At 58.7% G+C, this 15785-nt stretch carries 11 protein-coding genes; 4 read left to right on the top strand and 7 right to left on the bottom strand.

The genetic code is table 11. The features are described 5' to 3' along the window. Nucleotides 1–430: 430 nt before the first annotated feature. The 4 genes from ACF0H7_RS19845 to ACF0H7_RS19830 all read left to right on the top strand — a co-directional run bounded on the left by ACF0H7_RS19845 (nt 431) and on the right by ACF0H7_RS19830 (nt 5418). Complete coding sequence (locus ACF0H7_RS19845) at nt 431–1807, top strand: glutamine synthetase family protein (protein WP_397448579.1); 1377 nt, start codon at nt 431–433, stop codon at nt 1805–1807. A 35-nt stretch (nt 1808–1842) separates the two neighbouring features. Continuing rightward, complete coding sequence (locus ACF0H7_RS19840) at nt 1843–3330, top strand: aldehyde dehydrogenase (RefSeq protein WP_397448578.1); 1488 nt, start codon at nt 1843–1845, stop codon at nt 3328–3330. 57 nt (nt 3331–3387) lie between these two features. Continuing rightward, on the top strand, nt 3388–4668 hold the full coding sequence (locus ACF0H7_RS19835) for an NAD(P)/FAD-dependent oxidoreductase (protein WP_397448577.1): 1281 nt from the start codon (nt 3388–3390) through the stop codon (nt 4666–4668). 201 nt (nt 4669–4869) lie between these two features. Next, nucleotides 4870–5418 (top strand): cupin domain-containing protein, encoded by a 549-nt coding sequence (locus ACF0H7_RS19830; RefSeq protein ID WP_397448576.1) that lies wholly within the window; start codon nt 4870–4872, stop codon nt 5416–5418. 252 nt (nt 5419–5670) lie between these two features. On the opposite strand, the gene ACF0H7_RS19825 is transcribed toward ACF0H7_RS19830, so the two are convergent. From ACF0H7_RS19825 to ACF0H7_RS19795, 7 genes are all read right to left on the bottom strand, one after another. Next, nucleotides 5671–6855, bottom strand: a complete 1185-nt coding sequence (locus tag ACF0H7_RS19825; protein ID WP_397448575.1) for a type III PLP-dependent enzyme — start codon at nt 6853–6855, stop codon at nt 5671–5673. Beyond that, nucleotides 6852–8612 carry an IucA/IucC family protein gene (locus ACF0H7_RS19820; protein ID WP_397448574.1) on the bottom strand — a complete coding sequence of 587 codons (1761 nt, stop codon included), beginning with the start codon at nt 8610–8612 and terminating at the stop codon, nt 6852–6854. The genes ACF0H7_RS19825 and ACF0H7_RS19820 overlap by 4 nt, the downstream gene beginning before the upstream one ends. Beyond that, nucleotides 8609–9751 (bottom strand): MFS transporter, encoded by a 1143-nt coding sequence (locus tag ACF0H7_RS19815; RefSeq protein ID WP_397448573.1) that lies wholly within the window; start codon nt 9749–9751, stop codon nt 8609–8611. Before ACF0H7_RS19815 ends, ACF0H7_RS19820 begins: the two co-directional genes overlap by 4 nt. Continuing rightward, nucleotides 9751–11511 carry an IucA/IucC family protein gene (locus ACF0H7_RS19810; RefSeq protein WP_397448572.1) on the bottom strand — a complete coding sequence of 587 codons (1761 nt, stop codon included), beginning with the start codon at nt 11509–11511 and terminating at the stop codon, nt 9751–9753. Before ACF0H7_RS19810 ends, ACF0H7_RS19815 begins: the two co-directional genes overlap by 1 nt. After that, nucleotides 11508–12707, bottom strand: coding sequence for an acetyl-CoA carboxylase biotin carboxylase subunit family protein (locus ACF0H7_RS19805; protein ID WP_397448571.1), 1200 nt, complete (start codon nt 12705–12707; stop codon nt 11508–11510). The genes ACF0H7_RS19810 and ACF0H7_RS19805 overlap by 4 nt, the downstream gene beginning before the upstream one ends. 73 nt (nt 12708–12780) lie before the next feature. After that, on the bottom strand, nt 12781–14874 hold the full coding sequence (locus ACF0H7_RS19800; RefSeq protein ID WP_397448570.1) for a TonB-dependent receptor family protein: 2094 nt from the start codon (nt 14872–14874) through the stop codon (nt 12781–12783). A gap of 15 nt (nt 14875–14889) precedes the next feature. Next, nucleotides 14890–15660 (bottom strand): HpcH/HpaI aldolase/citrate lyase family protein, encoded by a 771-nt coding sequence (locus ACF0H7_RS19795; RefSeq protein ID WP_397448569.1) that lies wholly within the window; start codon nt 15658–15660, stop codon nt 14890–14892. Nucleotides 15661–15785: the final 125 nt, after the last annotated feature.

Raw genomic sequence — 15785 nt, 5'->3', positions numbered from 1 at the left:
TTGTCGTGCGTGATGAATAGAGCGCCTTCGCGTCACGCAGGAGGGGTGATCTCAAACTGGGAGTCGTGGGCAGCGAACGGGGTTCGCCTGTACAGAGTTTCGCTTACGGAGCAGGGATCCAGCGCAGGGGCCGATACACACGCTTTGACGTCGACGAATGGCTTGGTTGCCATTTTTATCACCTCGAAGAACAGACTGAACGAGTTTTTCCGGAGCTTAGCGTTGTTGATTTTGTTTAACAACCTCCATGTAAAAAATTCCACACGAAAACGTTTAACCGTTCAGGGAAAGCCACAAATTAGCGTTTACAAACCGACTATTGCACCTTGTTGGTGCGTTAATGCTGCTATTGACTTCCTCTGACGGTTCGGATTGACTGAACTAGTGAAAGGGCGGTGCATATTATTTTTAACATCAAAGGTGTTCCAACATGTCGGTACCTCTGCGTGCCGTTCAGCTCAACGAAGCGAACGCATTCCTTAAGAAACATCCTGAGGTTTTGTACGTCGACCTTCTGATTGCAGACATGAACGGTGTAGTGCGTGGCAAACGTATCGATCGCACCAGCCTGCATAAGGTGTACGAGCAAGGCATCAACCTGCCTGCCTCACTGTTTGCCCTGGATATCAACGGCGCAACAGTAGAAAGCACCGGCCTGGGACTGGACATCGGTGATGCTGACCGAATCTGTTACCCGATTCCCAATACCCTGAGTGTCGAACCCTGGCAAAAGCGCCCGACCGCGCAACTGCTGATGACCATGCACGAGATCGAAGGTCAGCCGTTTTTCGCCGATCCTCGTGAAGTTTTGCGTCAGGTAGTCAGCAAGTTTGACGAACTGGGCCTGACCATTTGCGCGGCGTTCGAACTGGAGTTCTACCTGATCGATCAGGACAACCTCAATGGTCGTCCGCAGTCGCCACGCTCGCCGACTTCCGGCAAGCGTCCGAGCTCGACCCAGGTGTACTTGATCGACGACCTGGACGAATACGTCGACTGTCTGCAGGACATTCTCGAAGGCGCGAAAGAGCAGGGCATTCCTGCCGACGCCATCGTCAAGGAAAGTGCGCCGGCGCAGTTCGAAGTCAACCTGCACCACGTCTCCGACCCGATCAAAGCCTGTGATTACGCAGTGCTGCTCAAGCGCCTGATCAAGAACATCGCCTACGACCATGAGATGGACACCACCTTCATGGCCAAGCCTTACCCGGGCCAGGCGGGCAACGGTTTGCACGTGCACATTTCGATTCTCGACAAGGAAGGTCGCAACATCTTCGCCAGCGAAGATCCTGTGCACAGTGCGCCATTGCGTCATGCGATTGGGGGTGTGCTGGAAACCCTGCCGGCGCAGATGGCGTTCCTGTGTCCGAACGTCAACTCGTACCGTCGTTTCGGTGCGCAGTTCTACGTGCCGAACTCGCCGTGCTGGGGCATCGACAACCGTACCGTGGCGATCCGCGTGCCGACCGGTTCGCCGGAGAACGTGCGCATCGAGCACCGGGTCGCCGGGGCGGATGCCAACCCGTATCTGCTGATGGCCTCGGTGCTGGCCGGTATCCACCACGGGCTGACCAACAAGATCGAGCCAGGCGCGCCGGTTGAAGGCAACTCCTACGAGCAAAACGAACAAAGCCTGCCGAACAACTTGCGTGATGCGCTGCGCGAGCTGGACGACAACGAAGTCATGGCGCGTTACATCGACCCGCTCTACATCGATGTGTTTGTCGCCTGCAAAGAAAGCGAGCTGGCGGAGTTTGAAAACTCCATCTCTGACCTTGAGTACAACTGGTACTTGCACACGGTCTAAAGCTTGCCCATAACCCCTGTGTCGAGTTTATAAAAATGAACAAAAATCGCAGCGACTGGGAGCAGTACTTCCTGTCCCTCACCCTTGAAGGTCGGGCATTCATTGACGGCGAATACTGCTGGGCCGCCAGCGGTGAAACCTTCGACAGTCACAGCCCGGTGGATGGTCGTTTCCTTGCAGCCATTGCCAGCACCGACGCCGCCGATGCCGACCTCGCAGTTCTGGTCGCCCGCCGCACTTTTGAGTCGGGTGTCTGGTCACGCCTGGCGCCAGCGGAGCGCAAGCGCACGCTGATTCGCTTCGCCGATTTGATCCTCGCCCACAAGGACGAGCTGGCGTTGCTGGAAACCCTGGACATGGGCAAACCAATCAGCGACTCGTGCGCCATCGACATCCCGGCGACCGCCAACGCGATCCGCTGGAGCGCCGAGGCCATCGACAAGATCTACGACGAAGTCGCGCCGACTGCGCATGACCAATTGGGCCTGATCACGCGTGAGCCTATCGGTGTCGTCGCGGCCATCGTGCCGTGGAACTTCCCGTTGATCATGGCCAGCTGGAAATTTGCGCCTGCATTGGCGGCGGGTAACTCGTTCATTTTGAAACCGTCGGAAAAGTCGCCACTGACGGCGATTCGTATCGCCCAGTTAGCGCTGGAAGCCGGCATTCCAAAAGGCGTGTTCAACGTCCTGCCGGGTTTCGGCCATACCGTGGGCAAGGCGCTGGCGCTGCACATGGACGTCGACACCCTGGCGTTTACGGGCTCCACCGCCGTGGCCAAGCAACTGCTGGTTTATGCCGGGCAAAGCAACCTGAAAAGGGTGTGGCTGGAAGCCGGCGGCAAGAGCCCGAACGTGGTATTTGCCGATGCTGATTTACCCGTCGCGGCCGAGGCTGCTGCGGCGGCTATTGCGTTCAATCAAGGCGAAATGTGCACCGCCGGTTCGCGGCTGTTGGTCGAGCGTTCGATCAAGGATCAATTCCTGCCAATGGTGATTGAAGCGCTGAAAGCCTGGAAGCCCGGGCATGCGCTGGATCCGGCGACAACCGTGGGTGCGTTGGTCGATTCACGTCAGCTGGAAAACGTACTGCGCTATATCGGTATCGCGCAGGAGGAGGGTGCGCAACTGCTGGTCGGTGGCCAGCGCACGTTGGAAGACACCGGTGGCCAGTACCTTGAGCCGACAGTCTTCGACGGCGTGACCAATGCCATGACCATCGCCCAGGAAGAAATCTTCGGCCCGGTGCTGGCGGTGATCACCTTCGACACCGTGCAAGAGGCGCTGGCCATCGCCAACGACAGCATTTTCGGCCTCGCCGCCGGTGTCTGGACCCGTGACTTGAGCAAGGCGCACACCTTCGCCCGTGGCCTGCGCGCCGGCAGCGTGTGGGTCAATCAGTACGACGCCGGCGACATGACCGCGCCGTTTGGTGGGTTCAAACAGTCTGGCAACGGGCGCGACAAATCCCTGCATGCGTTCGACAAGTACACCGAACTCAAAGCGACCTGGATCAAGCTTTAACTTTTATTGAAGAGTCGGGTGCGTGCCTGCGCGCGTAACCCACCAAGGAATACAACGATGCAAGCTTATGTAAACAGCTACTACGCCGCGACCCGTAACAAAGGTGCCGATTACCCGATGCTGGAAGAGGTGATCGACTGCGACGTGTGCGTGATCGGCGCCGGTTACACCGGTCTGTCTTCGGCACTGTTCCTCGCCGAAGCCGGTTACAGCGTCACCGTGCTGGAAGCCGCCAAAGTCGGTTTCGGTGCCAGCGGGCGCAACGGCGGGCAGTTGGTCAACTCCTACAGCCGTGACGTCGATGTGATTGAACAGCGTTATGGCGACAAGTCGGCGCAGATGCTGGGCAGCATGATTTTTGAAGGCGCCAACATCATCCGTCAGCGCATCAAGCAGTACGACATCCAGTGCGACTACCGTCCGGGCGGGATTTTTGCTGCGCTGAACAAGAAGCAACTGAATGGTCTGGCTGAGCAGAAGAGCAGCTGGGAGCGGCATGGCAACGATCAACTGCGCATGCTGGACGCCGCCGAGATCGGTCAGGAAATCGGCTCGAAGCGCTACGTCGGCGGCTTGCTCGATATGTCGGGTGGGCACATTCAGCCACTGAACCTGGCCTTGGGCGAAGCGGCGGCGATCACTCGTCTGGGCGGGCGTATTTTCGAACAGTCGGCAGCGACCAACATCGCTTATGGCGAACCGAACGTGATCAGCACCGCGCGCGGTCGAGTGCGCGCCAAATACCTGCTGATCGCCGGTAACGCGTACCTGAGTCAGGACCTCGATCCACGGGTGACCCGCAAGAGCATGCCCTGCGGTTCGCAGATCGTGGTCACCGAGCCGTTGTCGGACAAGGTGGTCAAACAGCTGATCACCAACAACTACTGCGTCGAAGACAGCAACTACCTGCTCGACTACTACCGCATCACCGGCGACAACCGCCTGCTGTACGGCGGTGGTGTGGTGTATGGCGCGCGTGAACCGGACGATATCGAAAAAATGATCGTGCCGAAGATTCTCAAGACCTTCCCGCAACTCAAAGGCGTGAAGATCGATTACCGCTGGACCGGCAACTTCCTGCTGACCATGTCGCGCATGCCGCAATTCGGTCGCGTGGAGAAGAACGCCTACTACATGCAGGGCTACAGCGGCCACGGCGTGACCTGTTCGCACCTGGCGGGCAAGTTGATCTCGGAAATGATCCGTGGCGACGCCGAGCGTTTCGACGCCTTTGCCTCGCTGCCGCACATGCCGATGCTCGGCGGTCGCACGTTCCAGGTGCCGCTGACGGCGATGGGTGCCGCGTATTACTCGATGCGCGACCGTTTCGGCATCTGATAAACCCTTGCTCAAGGCGGGCACAGCGCAATGCTGTGCCTGCCTTTTTTGCGGTCATTTGTGCAATCGGCTGAGCTGCGAGCATAAACATGATTTAATACTCGACGCCCAATCCTTTGGGGCAAGAAACTGGCGACTGTTATCTAATATTGCCAACCTTGCTCCCGCGATACCCTTGAGTATTTTTCATATAAGGCTGCTATGGACACGGGGACACGACTCAAACTAGTGCGCGAAAGCTACAAGATGTCTCAGCGCGAGCTGGCCAGGCGCAGCGGCGTCACCAATGCCACGATCTCCTTGATTGAGCAGAATCGTGTAAGCCCCTCAGTGAGCTCGTTGAAAAAGCTGCTGGAAGGCATACCGATGTCGTTGGCCGATTTCTTCACCTTCGATCAACCGCCACGGGAAGACCGTTATGTCTTCCGCGCCAACGAACAACCCGACCTCGGCCGCGATGGTTTGCGTCTGCTGTTGATCGGTGCAACGGTGCCCAGCCGGCAGATGCGCTTCCTGCGTGAGCAATACGCGCCTGGGGCGAGCTCCGGTGAAGAACCGATCGTGCACGCCGAAGGCGAGGAATGCGGGCTGGTAACGCGCGGTACTGTCGAACTGACGGTGGATGGCCAGGTCAGCACGCTCAATGCCGGCGATGGCTACTACTTCTCGACCACCTTGCCCCATCGCTTCCAGAACATCGGGCAGGACGAGGCAGAGATCATCAGCGCCAACACCCCGGCGAATTTCTGATTGCCGGGTGTCAGGCCGTTGTTCGGTGCCTGATGCTCTGTCTTCGCAGCGGTGCGGCGATCCGACAAGCCTGCTCACAGACCCTGTGCCAGGCACAAATTTACTGTAGGAGCTGCCGAAGGCTGCGATAAATCGACATCGCGAAGGCCGTTCCGGCCTTATCGCAGCCTTCGGCAGCTCCTACGGGGTCAAGTGTGTTGTCTGAGAACTCCCACAGGAAACCGCATTCTTTGCGGGAGCAGCCTTGCGTCATCAGTCCTCGATGAACACCTTCAGTGGCGGCTCATGCATCAGGAAGTTCTGGTGCGAGATATTCCAGGCATAAGCGCCGGCCAGGGTGAACACCAGCAGGTCGCCAATGGCCAATTCTGCCACCGGCTGCTGCTTCGCGAGTACGTCTTTGGGCGTACACAGTTGCCCCACCAGCGTGACGGGTTGATCGTTGAGTTGAGCAGGCTGATTGCCCCGGATCACGCTGAACGGGTGGTCATGCCCTTGGGCTGCGGGTGTGCGGAAATGATGAGTGCCGCCGCGCCCAATGGCGAAGAACTGCCCGTGGCTGCTTTTGATGTCCAGCACTTGCATAACGTAGTAGCCACACGCGGCACTGATGAAACGACCGATCTCGAAGCGCACGCAAGTAGCGCCCATCTCGTGCTCGTCGATCAACACCTTCAAGCCCTGACAAAACCTTGGCCAATCGAAAGACTGAGCGGCGTTCTGATAATTAATGCCCATCCCGCCGCCGACATTCAACACCGGCAGTTGTAGGTCGTGATCGGCGCACAATTGGCGGAACGTCAAGAAGTAGCTGCGAATCAGTTCAAGGTGCGCATCGACATCCAGTTGGTGCGACAACAGATGAAAATGCAGGCCTTTAAGCTCCAATGAGGGTTCTTCGCGGACCAATTGCAACGCGGCTGCCAGGCCTTCGTCGTCCAGACCGAAAGGCGTCGGTATGCCGCCCATGACCAGCCGACTTTGCGGTGCCTGCGCCAGTTTCAGATTGAGCCGCAGCATCACCGGAGCGCGCACGCTGCGCTGCCGTGCGATGCGGGCAAGGCTGCGCAACTCGGTCACGCTCTCCACATGGAACGCCGAAATCCGGTATTCCATGGCAATTTCCAGTTCGTGGTCTAGCTTGCCGGGGCCACCGAATATCAGCGGTTGGCCGGGGCATTGTTCATGCAGCCAACTTAGCTCTCCGCCGGAGGCTGCTTCGAAACCGTCCACCCAGTGCGCCAATGTTTTCAGTACAGGCGCTTCCGGATTGGCCTTGGCGGCATAGAACAGTTCGCAGTTTGACGGCAGTATCTGGCGCAGGGCTTTTACGTGCTTTTCCAGCGCTGGCAGATCATAGACATAGGCGCATAGTGGCGCGTTATGGTCAGCCTTGAGCTGGCTGATGCGACGACTGACGGATGCAGGAAGGCTCATGCGCAGTGCCTCTTTTCGCTAGGGGCCAGAGGGCTGGGCAGGCAGGTGTAACCGGCTTCTCGGTCGGCTCGCATCATCAAGCGGGTCATGAAGTTTTCCTTGCTCGGTAAGGGCGCGCCGGCACACAGCTCAATCAACTCTGCCGGACTGCCCAAACGTGTGGCCTGCGCCTGCAGTAAGCTACTGATCTGTGCCCAGAGTTGCTGCTCCAGCAACTCACTGCCATTGGCCAGATGGAAGATCGCTTCGCCGAGGTTGTTCACCAGTGCGCAATAGCCAACCCGTTTCCATGCTTCTTGCGCGCTGTAAAAGACCGAGCGACGGGTTCGCTCATTCAAATCGCTCAGGCGCTCGACTGGCCAGATTTCCGGAACCAGCTTGGTGCCTTCAAGATCGCGTATCCAGATGTGGGTAGGCAGCCCGTCCTCAGCAAATCCGACGATCGTGTTCTGCAAATGCGGCTCCAACGCGATGCCCTGACGGAACAGGCAATAGAGCACGCCGCCGAGCATCTGCCCGGCATAGGCGTCCAGCCAGCGCACAGTGGCTTGCTCAATATTCAGCCCAGTGTTGTCGGCGTAACGTTGAACCTGGTGTTGGCAGACGCTGCGGCCTTGGTGATCCCAGGTGAACAGGGCCATCGCCACTTTCGGTTGATAGCGGTCGCGGTCAGCAGCGGGCAGGTTTTCCCGGTAGACGATGCCGAAGCACTCCGTGACCTCGCGCGCCTCTTCCAGTGTGCCCAGCGCGCTGAGGTCCAGGCTGGTAGCGCTGGGTTCCGGCATTAACATAAAACCCGGTTGGTGTGTTTTCAGCTCGGTCATGATCGGGCCTAGCAAGCGGGTAAGGGCAACCGCGCTGTCGAGTTCGTACCAGGCGTTCTTGCGCACGCAGTTGGTCAGGCGCACGTGCACCGAGAACTTCATGAAGTACGCCAGTTGCGGATGGTAAAGCGTGCGCACTGAAGATGTCGGGTACATGGCCTGACCCAGCGGCCCGAGGTATTCGATCAGCCCGTGTTGTTGAGCGCGGCGCACCAACGGGTCGGCCAGTATGCGGGCGACTTCCCAGGGGTGACAGGGATAGGCATCGTCGCGTTGCGACAGTTGGTGCAATGTGCTGCGTGGGTCGTCGCCTTGATGACGAATCAAGGCCGGGTCGACTTTGAACCAGTGCAACTGGAATCGTGCGCCGATCTCCGGCGAGCAGGCCAGCAGGTCGTCGTGAGAAATGCCCTCACGACTTTTCGGCGTCGGGTGCAGGGCATGGCCCCACAGTTGGTGCTGTTCGGAGGCTAGCAGGCTGTCGGCAGCGTCACTGGCCGGGCGTGAATGATGCAGAAAGGTACGGGTGATCTGCAGGCTGTTGGCGACCTGTTGCACCATTTCTGTAACCCGCTCCGCCTTGCTCAGTGGCGTGCACAGCAGGCGCGCAAGTTCGATGGCATCCAGCGGTCGCCAGCTGTGGTTGTCACTTTTGAAATAGGGTGCGCTGCTGAAATGACAGCGGCCCAACAGACTGGCGCGGTCAATACGTATCGCCAGACAACCATTGAGCAGGCGAATCCTGATGCAACGACCACTGGCCTGGCGCAGGCTCATCGGTAGATCCTGTTCTTGGTCGTTCAGGTTGGCTTCGTCGCGTGGCAAGGCGTATTCGCGCAAGTAGCAGTTGAGCAAGCATTCGATGGCGTGACGTTGCGCCTCGCCATCGAGGGCATGGTCTTGGAGGGATTCGATGTTCAAGGCCTGATTCATGCTGGAATTTCCCGGGAAGTCATCAAAAGAGGGCGCGCCAGCACCAGGGCCGCGATTGCCGCCAGGCAGGCCGCAAGAAAGGGTGAGGCGATGCCAAAGGTCTGGGTGACAAAGCCTGCGGTGACACCGGCAGCGGTGCCGGCCCATTTGGCGCTGGCGTCGAACCAGCCAAACAGGCGCCCGGCGGCGCCTTTGCGGCTGCGTTGGCTCAGGCATCGATGCAAGCCAACGAAACTGAGCAACATCCCGGCGCCACTGAGCAGGCGCAGAACAAACAGCGGTTCGACCTGAACGTTCCAGAATTGCAGCCCATTACTGAGTGCCAACAGGGCAAGTCCGGGCAGCAACAGATTGCCTGGGTGCCGTTGGGCCCAAGGCAAGACGAGCAAGTAAACCAAGTGCGGGAGGCTGTAGAGCAAACCGATCAATGCGTCATTGCCGATGCCAAGTTTTTCACCGAAGGGCACGAAGTAAGGAAAGGTAACAACCATTGCAAAGCTGAACAGAAACTGCACCGACAGCAGACGCGATATGTCTTCAGGCAACTCGCCGAGCGCCTGGGTTTTCTGACTGCCTGACGCGTGCCTGGGGGCATCGCTGGGCAGCGGCAGAATGAGCACGAAGGCCAGCAGCGGCAGCCACATCAGGTAGCGATACAGGCTCAGCCCCAGGCCTTGCGAGGTCAGCAGCCCCAGCAGAATCGGTCCGCTAATCATCGCAAGGCGCGCTGAATACTGTGTCCAGTTCAGGGCACGAGACAGGCCGCCGTCCTTGAACTGGGTCGACAGGTAAGCGTTGGACGCCGCCATCGCGCCGCCGAAGGTGCCTTGAATGATCAAAGCCAGCACGAACACCGGCAGGTTGGGACTGAAGCCTGCCAGCAGGAAACCCGCGAACAGGCCGGCATGAGCACGCAGCAACGACGGTCGACAGCCATTGCGATCAGCCCAGCGTCCCCACAACGGCGCCACCATCGCGGTGCAGAGGGTTGGCAGTACGAAGAGCACGCCGATGGCCCAGCCAGGGGTGTCAGGAGCCAAATCAGCGAGAATACGTGGCAGGTACAGCGGAATGCCCAGTGCGGTGAAGGCCGACAGATAGTGCCCCAGCAAGACGCTGGTGATCAGGCGACGTTGCATCAGCGATCCTCCCGCAGAAAATTTGATGCGCTGTATCCGTAAAACTTGTTGATGTCGCTGGCACCCGAATGCGCCTTGCTGAACAAGCTTCCCGCACTGAGCAGGTATTTCACCGGCAGCTTCGGGCTTTCCAGTAGCCAGTGGTGCGCGTCGTGGCAATCGATGCCTTGTGCTTCAAGTTGTTCAAGGCAGGTCATGAGTCGCAGATGCAGGGTTTCATACAGGCGTGTACGTGAAGCCAGACCCGCTGCTGCGATGGCTTCCAGAATCGCTACGATGTTCAACTGCAGGGTGATGGTGCAGAACATCTCGGCCAATGGTGTGCCGCTGTCGACGCGAATGCGTTCGTCCTGCAAGGCGACCGGAAGATCCGCGAGGTCGGGACAGGCTTCACTGAAGCGCTGAGGCCACAGGCGGGCGGCGTCGTTGTCTTTCATCAGCAGGCGCAAGGGTTGCGCCTGGATGAACATCAACACGGCGTTTTGCTGATTGGCCTCCAGAGCAATGCCGTAACGCAGCCACAGGCGCAGATGGACCTGCAGTAACACGTCCAGGTAATCCTCCAGCCAGTGTTGCAGCGAACCGGCGTAGAAGCGCTCGACCAGTTGTTCGAGAAACAGACGACCGTCGGCGAGCGGGCTGGCCAGGGCCGCAACCGGCACCAGCGTGGTGTCGTCCAGGCCATCGGGATAGCGGCGTACGATATACGTCAGGTGTCGGTTCTCGTCGGCGTGGCCGCCGTGTTTTTCATCGACGTGCACATAGCGTGATGCCAGTGCGGGGTCGCGTTCAGCCAATGCCAACAGCGTGGTTTGAAACCAATACCCGTCGTAGAGCGTGCTGGGCTTGATCAAGCGCAAATTGCGTGCGCCGAGTGTGCTGACCAACAGCGGAAGTTTGATATGCCACTGAGGCTGATCTACGCAACCCACCGTGCGCACCGACAGCGTGGGTTCGACTTGCATGGCTGTCCTGGGCGCTTTAAATGTGCCTTCGGGCAAGCCGTGATGCTCAAGGTCTGGCCAGGTTAGCGGATGAACCGGCAGCAGTACGTGGCTATGTTGCAGCGTTGGCGACAACCCGACCTCTTGAAAGTCGGGCCAGTGTGCGGGTTGCGGACTGGTCAGGGTGATGACGCTACGGGGTATCGCCAGCCAGTTGAGTTCAAAGCGTGGCGAGAACTCTGGTGCATAACCTTTCAATGCAGCGGCGTCGAAACCGCTTTTGGCTCGGGCCGTTGGGTAGAACGGATGATCAAGATAGCTCGCCAGTTGGTCGATTCTGATCAGTCGTTGCGACCAATGCTTCAAGCTCAGTACATCAATCAAGGCTGGCGCTTGCCGGGCGTAGGCTTGATTGCATAGCGTTCGGTGCTCGGTCGCGCAATCGGCCTCTTTTTGATACGCCGCGAACAGCGCCAGGCTTTCTTCGTCGAGACCGTGGCTCAGGTGTTCCAGCCAACGTGTATAACCGCGTTGAACCACGGCGTTGTGTGGTTTTGCTACCTTGATCCAGGCATCTTGCGCGCTGATCCAGTCTTGCAACGGATGCCCCTTGGTCACCGGCAGCCAGAGTTCGTCAGGGCCCAGATGAGTGATTTGCAACCAGCAAGCATCCGCCGGGCTGGGCAAGTGTCGGGTCAACGCCTCGGGGGGCGGGCAAATGCGACCCAGACTCACCAGACCGCGGATATCTTCGCGCAGGCAGCAATCGATAATGCGTCGGGTAATGATGGCCTGATCGGTGGTGTCGAGGCTCATGCCATCACCCATTTCAGGTCGTTCAGGGTTGAGGTGAGTTGCGACTCAAGGCTGGTGTTGTCGGGCGCGATCAACCGCAGCACACCCAGATAATCCTTATTGGAATGGCTGATGGTCAACGTGTCACCCTGGGTGTACAGCGCCCGATAGTCACACCAATGACCATCGCGTTCATGGTTGAAGCTGGCGCTGGCCTGATCCAGACGCCCGGAGCGATCAGCCACCAGATAATGGACCGCCGCTTGAGCGTCAGCCGGCTGGGCGTCGAGCAATGTTTCCCCCAGGTGCAGGGCAACGATGCGATCGAACCAGCCCTGTGGCAGCAGGCGATCAAGCAGGAATTCACGGCCATCGCCGATACTGCGGTAGTTGATCTCAACCAGCACAGGGCCTTGCACTGTGAGGATGAACTCACTGTGGCAAACTCCGAAATTGATGCCGAATGCGGCCACTTGAGCCAGCGCAGCGTCACGGTAGGTGCGGCTGATTTCGCCATTCCAGCGAGCAGCCAACTCAACGAAATGGGGCGGTTGCGACAAGGTCACGTCAAAGCCACCGATGGCTTGCAGGTTACGGCCGTCACCCAGAGTCTCGAGCGTAAACAGCGAACCCTCCAAGTACGCCTCTAGCAAAAGTGCACGGTTGGGATGCCGCTCCCAGAACTGTTCGCAGTAACCGGCCAGATCGTTGGCGTTTTGACAGAGCCTGACGTCTAAGCTGGCAACACCTTCCCGTGGTTTGGCGACCACAGGCCATGGCGCATCGGTCGGCAGTGTCGAGTCTCTGGTGAGAATCTGAAACCAAGGCCCGGTGAGCCCCAGACGTTGCATGCGTTCACGCATGGCCGCCTTGTTTTTGGCCGCATAACAGAGGCGCCAGTCTTTGCCTGCACATTCGAATGCTTCAGCCACAATCGCGGTTGCGGTCTGAAGGTGATCACTGTTGGAGAACACGGCTGCAGGTCGCACCCCGTAACCGGTGAGCGTCTCTATAACCGCCAGCGGGTTGAACACATCACATTCGACAACCTTTAGGTGTTGCGGCGAAATGTCGGAGCGGGCGAGCAATCTCCTGTGCTCTTGAGCGTGATCGGTAATTAGCAAAACCGGCACGCCGCGTGTGTGCAGGGACGGCAGGAAACCCTCGAGAACGGCAGGGTGGGGGACATGGGCAAGTAGCACAAATGGACGTTGCATGGCAGGTTCCTGAGGACAGCAGTTGCCCGTCCCTGACGAAAGGGCAACGCGTGTGTTAGCGCAGTTGCGCGGTTTAGAAGCGGTAATTGACGCCTAGGGTGAGCGAGCGCTCTGGCGCTGGCTGTCGACCCCAAGGGCTGGTGTCGATGCCGCGGAAGTAGTACTCGCGGTTGAACAGGTTGCTGATACCCGCCGAGGCGGTCAGAACACTTTCATTTGCGAGCTTGAACTCTCGCTCCAGAGCGGTGTTCCAGACCCAGTAGGCGGGCAATTTGCCGACGCTGGCCGTGGCGTCTTCGCTGCCGGAATTTGCGGCATCGGTATAAGCACTGCTGACATACAGGCCGTCCAGGTTGTAGGTCCAATGCTCGGCAAAGCGATAACGACCGTCGACGGTGAACTGGTTGCGCGAGGAGTACGGTACTTCATTGTCCTTGAACGTGCCGTTGCGTTGCCGGGCGTCCAGGTAAGCGAAGCTCGCGTGCAGATCCAGGTTGTGCATGGCTTGCGGCGTCCAGAAGATCTCAGTTTCGAAACCTTGATGACGCGTACTGCCGATGTTGTCGAATCGGTCAGTGGTCGCGTTGTAGATGATCTGATTATCGAAATCAATGCGGTACAGATCGAAGTCCATGCGCAGGCCTTCCCAAGGCGTATAGCGCACACCAGCCTCGTAATTCCACGCCAGTTCAGCGCCGACATCGCCTTCCTTGACGATCTGGGTGACCTGCGGCGGACGCAGGGATTTCTGGGCGTTGGTGTAGACGAACCACTTGTCGGTAGCTTGATAGCCAACGGTCAGGCCCGGCAGCCACTCCTCGGACTTGTTTTCCTGAGAGACGCCCGTGATGCCGTCGCTGTAGTCCATGCGAGCGTTTTCGTAACGTACACCGGGAGTTATTGTCAGGCGATGGTCAAGCAGGCTGATGGCATTACTGAGGTAAAACGCGCGAGCGTCGTCATCGAACTTCCAGTCACGGAACGGCGTGGTACGGCCGGTTGCGAGGCTTTCGCGGTTGACCTTGTAGTCGATGTCTTCGCTGACGTAGCGGGCACCCAGCAGCCAGGTCTGGCCGACCGTGTCGCCGTCGATGGTCGCACTGATACGTGGTTCGGAGCCCCATACTTTGAAGTCACGTGGGCCGTCCTGCTTGGTCGCGGCAGTGCCATCCGGGGTAAACGGCAGGCCGACCACGAAGTTGCGGTAGCTGTCGTGGGCGAAGTTGGTCCAGCTGTATTCAACCGAATCGAACGGCCCCATGGCGCCCAGGCGCTGGGTGTAGGTGCCCCAGACACGGTTGGTGTCGCCCTCGAAACGGTCGAGTGGACGGGTCGATTGTCGTGGGTCGTCCTTGTAATCCTTGACACTAAGGGCGCCGGCGAGATCCATGTCGGCCTTGTAGCGTTGGATGCCGAAGCTCAGATCGCGATCATCGTCGATGTTCCACTGGCCACGAAGGCGGTAGTTCTGCACATCGGTGTCGGAGTGTTCGCGGCCGTATTCGCCGCTCAGGGTATTGAGGTCCAGTTGCAGGCCGAAGGTATCGGTCAGGTAGCCACCGGTGCCCATGTAGGTGTCCCACAGCTGGCGGCCGCCCGCGTTGAACGTGGTCTTTTCCTGTAGCGTGGTTTCCCATTTGTGCGGGATCGGCTTGCTGATGAAGTTGATCACCCCGCCGACGTTGTTCGGACCGTATTGCACCGCGGCGCCCCCCCGCACGATATCAACCCGGTCGACCGTGGCCATGGTCATCGGAAACAGTGACAGACCTGTCTGGCCATAAGGCGCCAGCGCCAACGGAATACCGTCCGACAGGGCCTGTATTCGACCGCTGCGACTTTCGTACAGGCCTCGCACCGAAATCTGCGGCAGGGCCCCCGTACCGGTTTCGTCGAAAATCTTGACCCCCGGCACTCGTTGCAGCGCATCGTCGAGACCCCGAGCGCTGGCCTTCTGCAAGTCGGAGGAGTCGATCACGCTGCGGCTGCCCGCATAGGTGCGTACGTCCTGATCGCTGGCGGCTCCAAGAACGTCTCCTTGAATCACTATGGGTGCCAGCGACATTTCGCCGGGCACTGCGGCTTGTTGATCGGCGGCCATGGCACTGTGGCAGATGCCCAGCGTGACAAGGCTGAGTGAAAAGTAGTGGGGTGTTGTTATTTTCATCTGGACTTCATTTGCTCAGTATTGCTGTTGGAGAGAGTGCAGGCGGGCTTTCAGGGCGTTGTGCAGCAGGCCCCGGTCTTCACCGGCCAGAAAGCTTCGAATCCCGCGAGCGCGCCACAAGGTGTTCTGTTCAGCGGTACGGGGATTGGCGCAGAAGGGAACCCCTGCGCTCAGGCAGGCATCTGCCATGTATTGCAGTGCCTGCCAGACCTGAGGGTTGAGGGGGTCGGGACCCAGGTTCAGATCGAGGGACAAGTCCAGTGCGCCTTCCATGACCATGCCGATACCCGGCAACTGAAGAATTTCAGCGAGGGCCTCGACCCCGGCGACACTCTCGATCATCGGGATTATCGGTGTCTGGCGATTGGCCAAGTCGATATATTCAGGCAATGAGATACGCCCGAAACCGGTCATTCGCCCGCCAGATATGCCGCGTTTGCCGAGCGGCGGAAAGAAGGCCGCGTCAATGGCGCATTGAACCTGTTCGGCATTTTCAGTGCGTGACAGGACGATGGCTTCGATACCCGCATCCAGTGCGCGACCTATCAGCTTCGGGTCCACCTGCGGTATGCGCAGCCAGGGAGAAATACCTGCCGCTTCACAAGCGCGAATGCAATGCATGATGTCTTCTTCGGAGCGCAGCGAGTGTTCAAGGTCGAGAATCAGGAAGTCGTAGCCCGCAGACGCGAGCATTTCGCAAAGCAGAGGGGAGGGCAGAGAGTTGAGCAGTCCGTAGACATTTTCTCCCTGTTGCAAACGGGAAAAAACAGAAGAATTTTTTATCACTGACGCAGATCCATTCGGTCAAAGCGAATCGCAATGATAATCATTCTTGAAAATTCGTAAAGTTGTTTTTTATTCCTGTGTAGGGCACTCATGCTGGCATCTGAGCGAAAAGCGCCAGCAATCCG

The organism is Pseudomonas sp. NA-150, assembly GCF_044336365.1.
Lineage (GTDB): Bacteria > Pseudomonadota > Gammaproteobacteria > Pseudomonadales > Pseudomonadaceae > Aquipseudomonas.
This window is presented reverse-complemented; position numbering and strand designations above follow the sequence as displayed.

Bases quoted from the DNA above. Each gene is read 5' to 3' on its own strand.
- ACF0H7_RS19810 (WP_397448572.1), bottom strand. From the start codon at position 11,511: ATGAGCCTCGACACCACCGATCAGGCCATCATTACCCGACGCATTATC.
- ACF0H7_RS19805 (WP_397448571.1), bottom strand. From the start codon at position 12,707: ATGCAACGTCCATTTGTGCTACTTGCCCATGTCCCCCACCCTGCCGTT.
- ACF0H7_RS19830 (WP_397448576.1), top strand. From the start codon at position 4,870: ATGGACACGGGGACACGACTCAAACTAGTGCGCGAAAGCTACAAGATG.
- ACF0H7_RS19825 (WP_397448575.1), bottom strand. From the start codon at position 6,855: ATGAGCCTTCCTGCATCCGTCAGTCGTCGCATCAGCCAGCTCAAGGCT.
- ACF0H7_RS19840 (WP_397448578.1), top strand. From the start codon at position 1,843: ATGAACAAAAATCGCAGCGACTGGGAGCAGTACTTCCTGTCCCTCACC.
- ACF0H7_RS19815 (WP_397448573.1), bottom strand. From the start codon at position 9,751: ATGCAACGTCGCCTGATCACCAGCGTCTTGCTGGGGCACTATCTGTCG.
- ACF0H7_RS19835 (WP_397448577.1), top strand. From the start codon at position 3,388: ATGCAAGCTTATGTAAACAGCTACTACGCCGCGACCCGTAACAAAGGT.
- ACF0H7_RS19820 (WP_397448574.1), bottom strand. From the start codon at position 8,612: ATGAATCAGGCCTTGAACATCGAATCCCTCCAAGACCATGCCCTCGAT.
- ACF0H7_RS19800 (WP_397448570.1), bottom strand. From the start codon at position 14,874: ATGAAAATAACAACACCCCACTACTTTTCACTCAGCCTTGTCACGCTG.
- ACF0H7_RS19845 (WP_397448579.1), top strand. From the start codon at position 431: ATGTCGGTACCTCTGCGTGCCGTTCAGCTCAACGAAGCGAACGCATTC.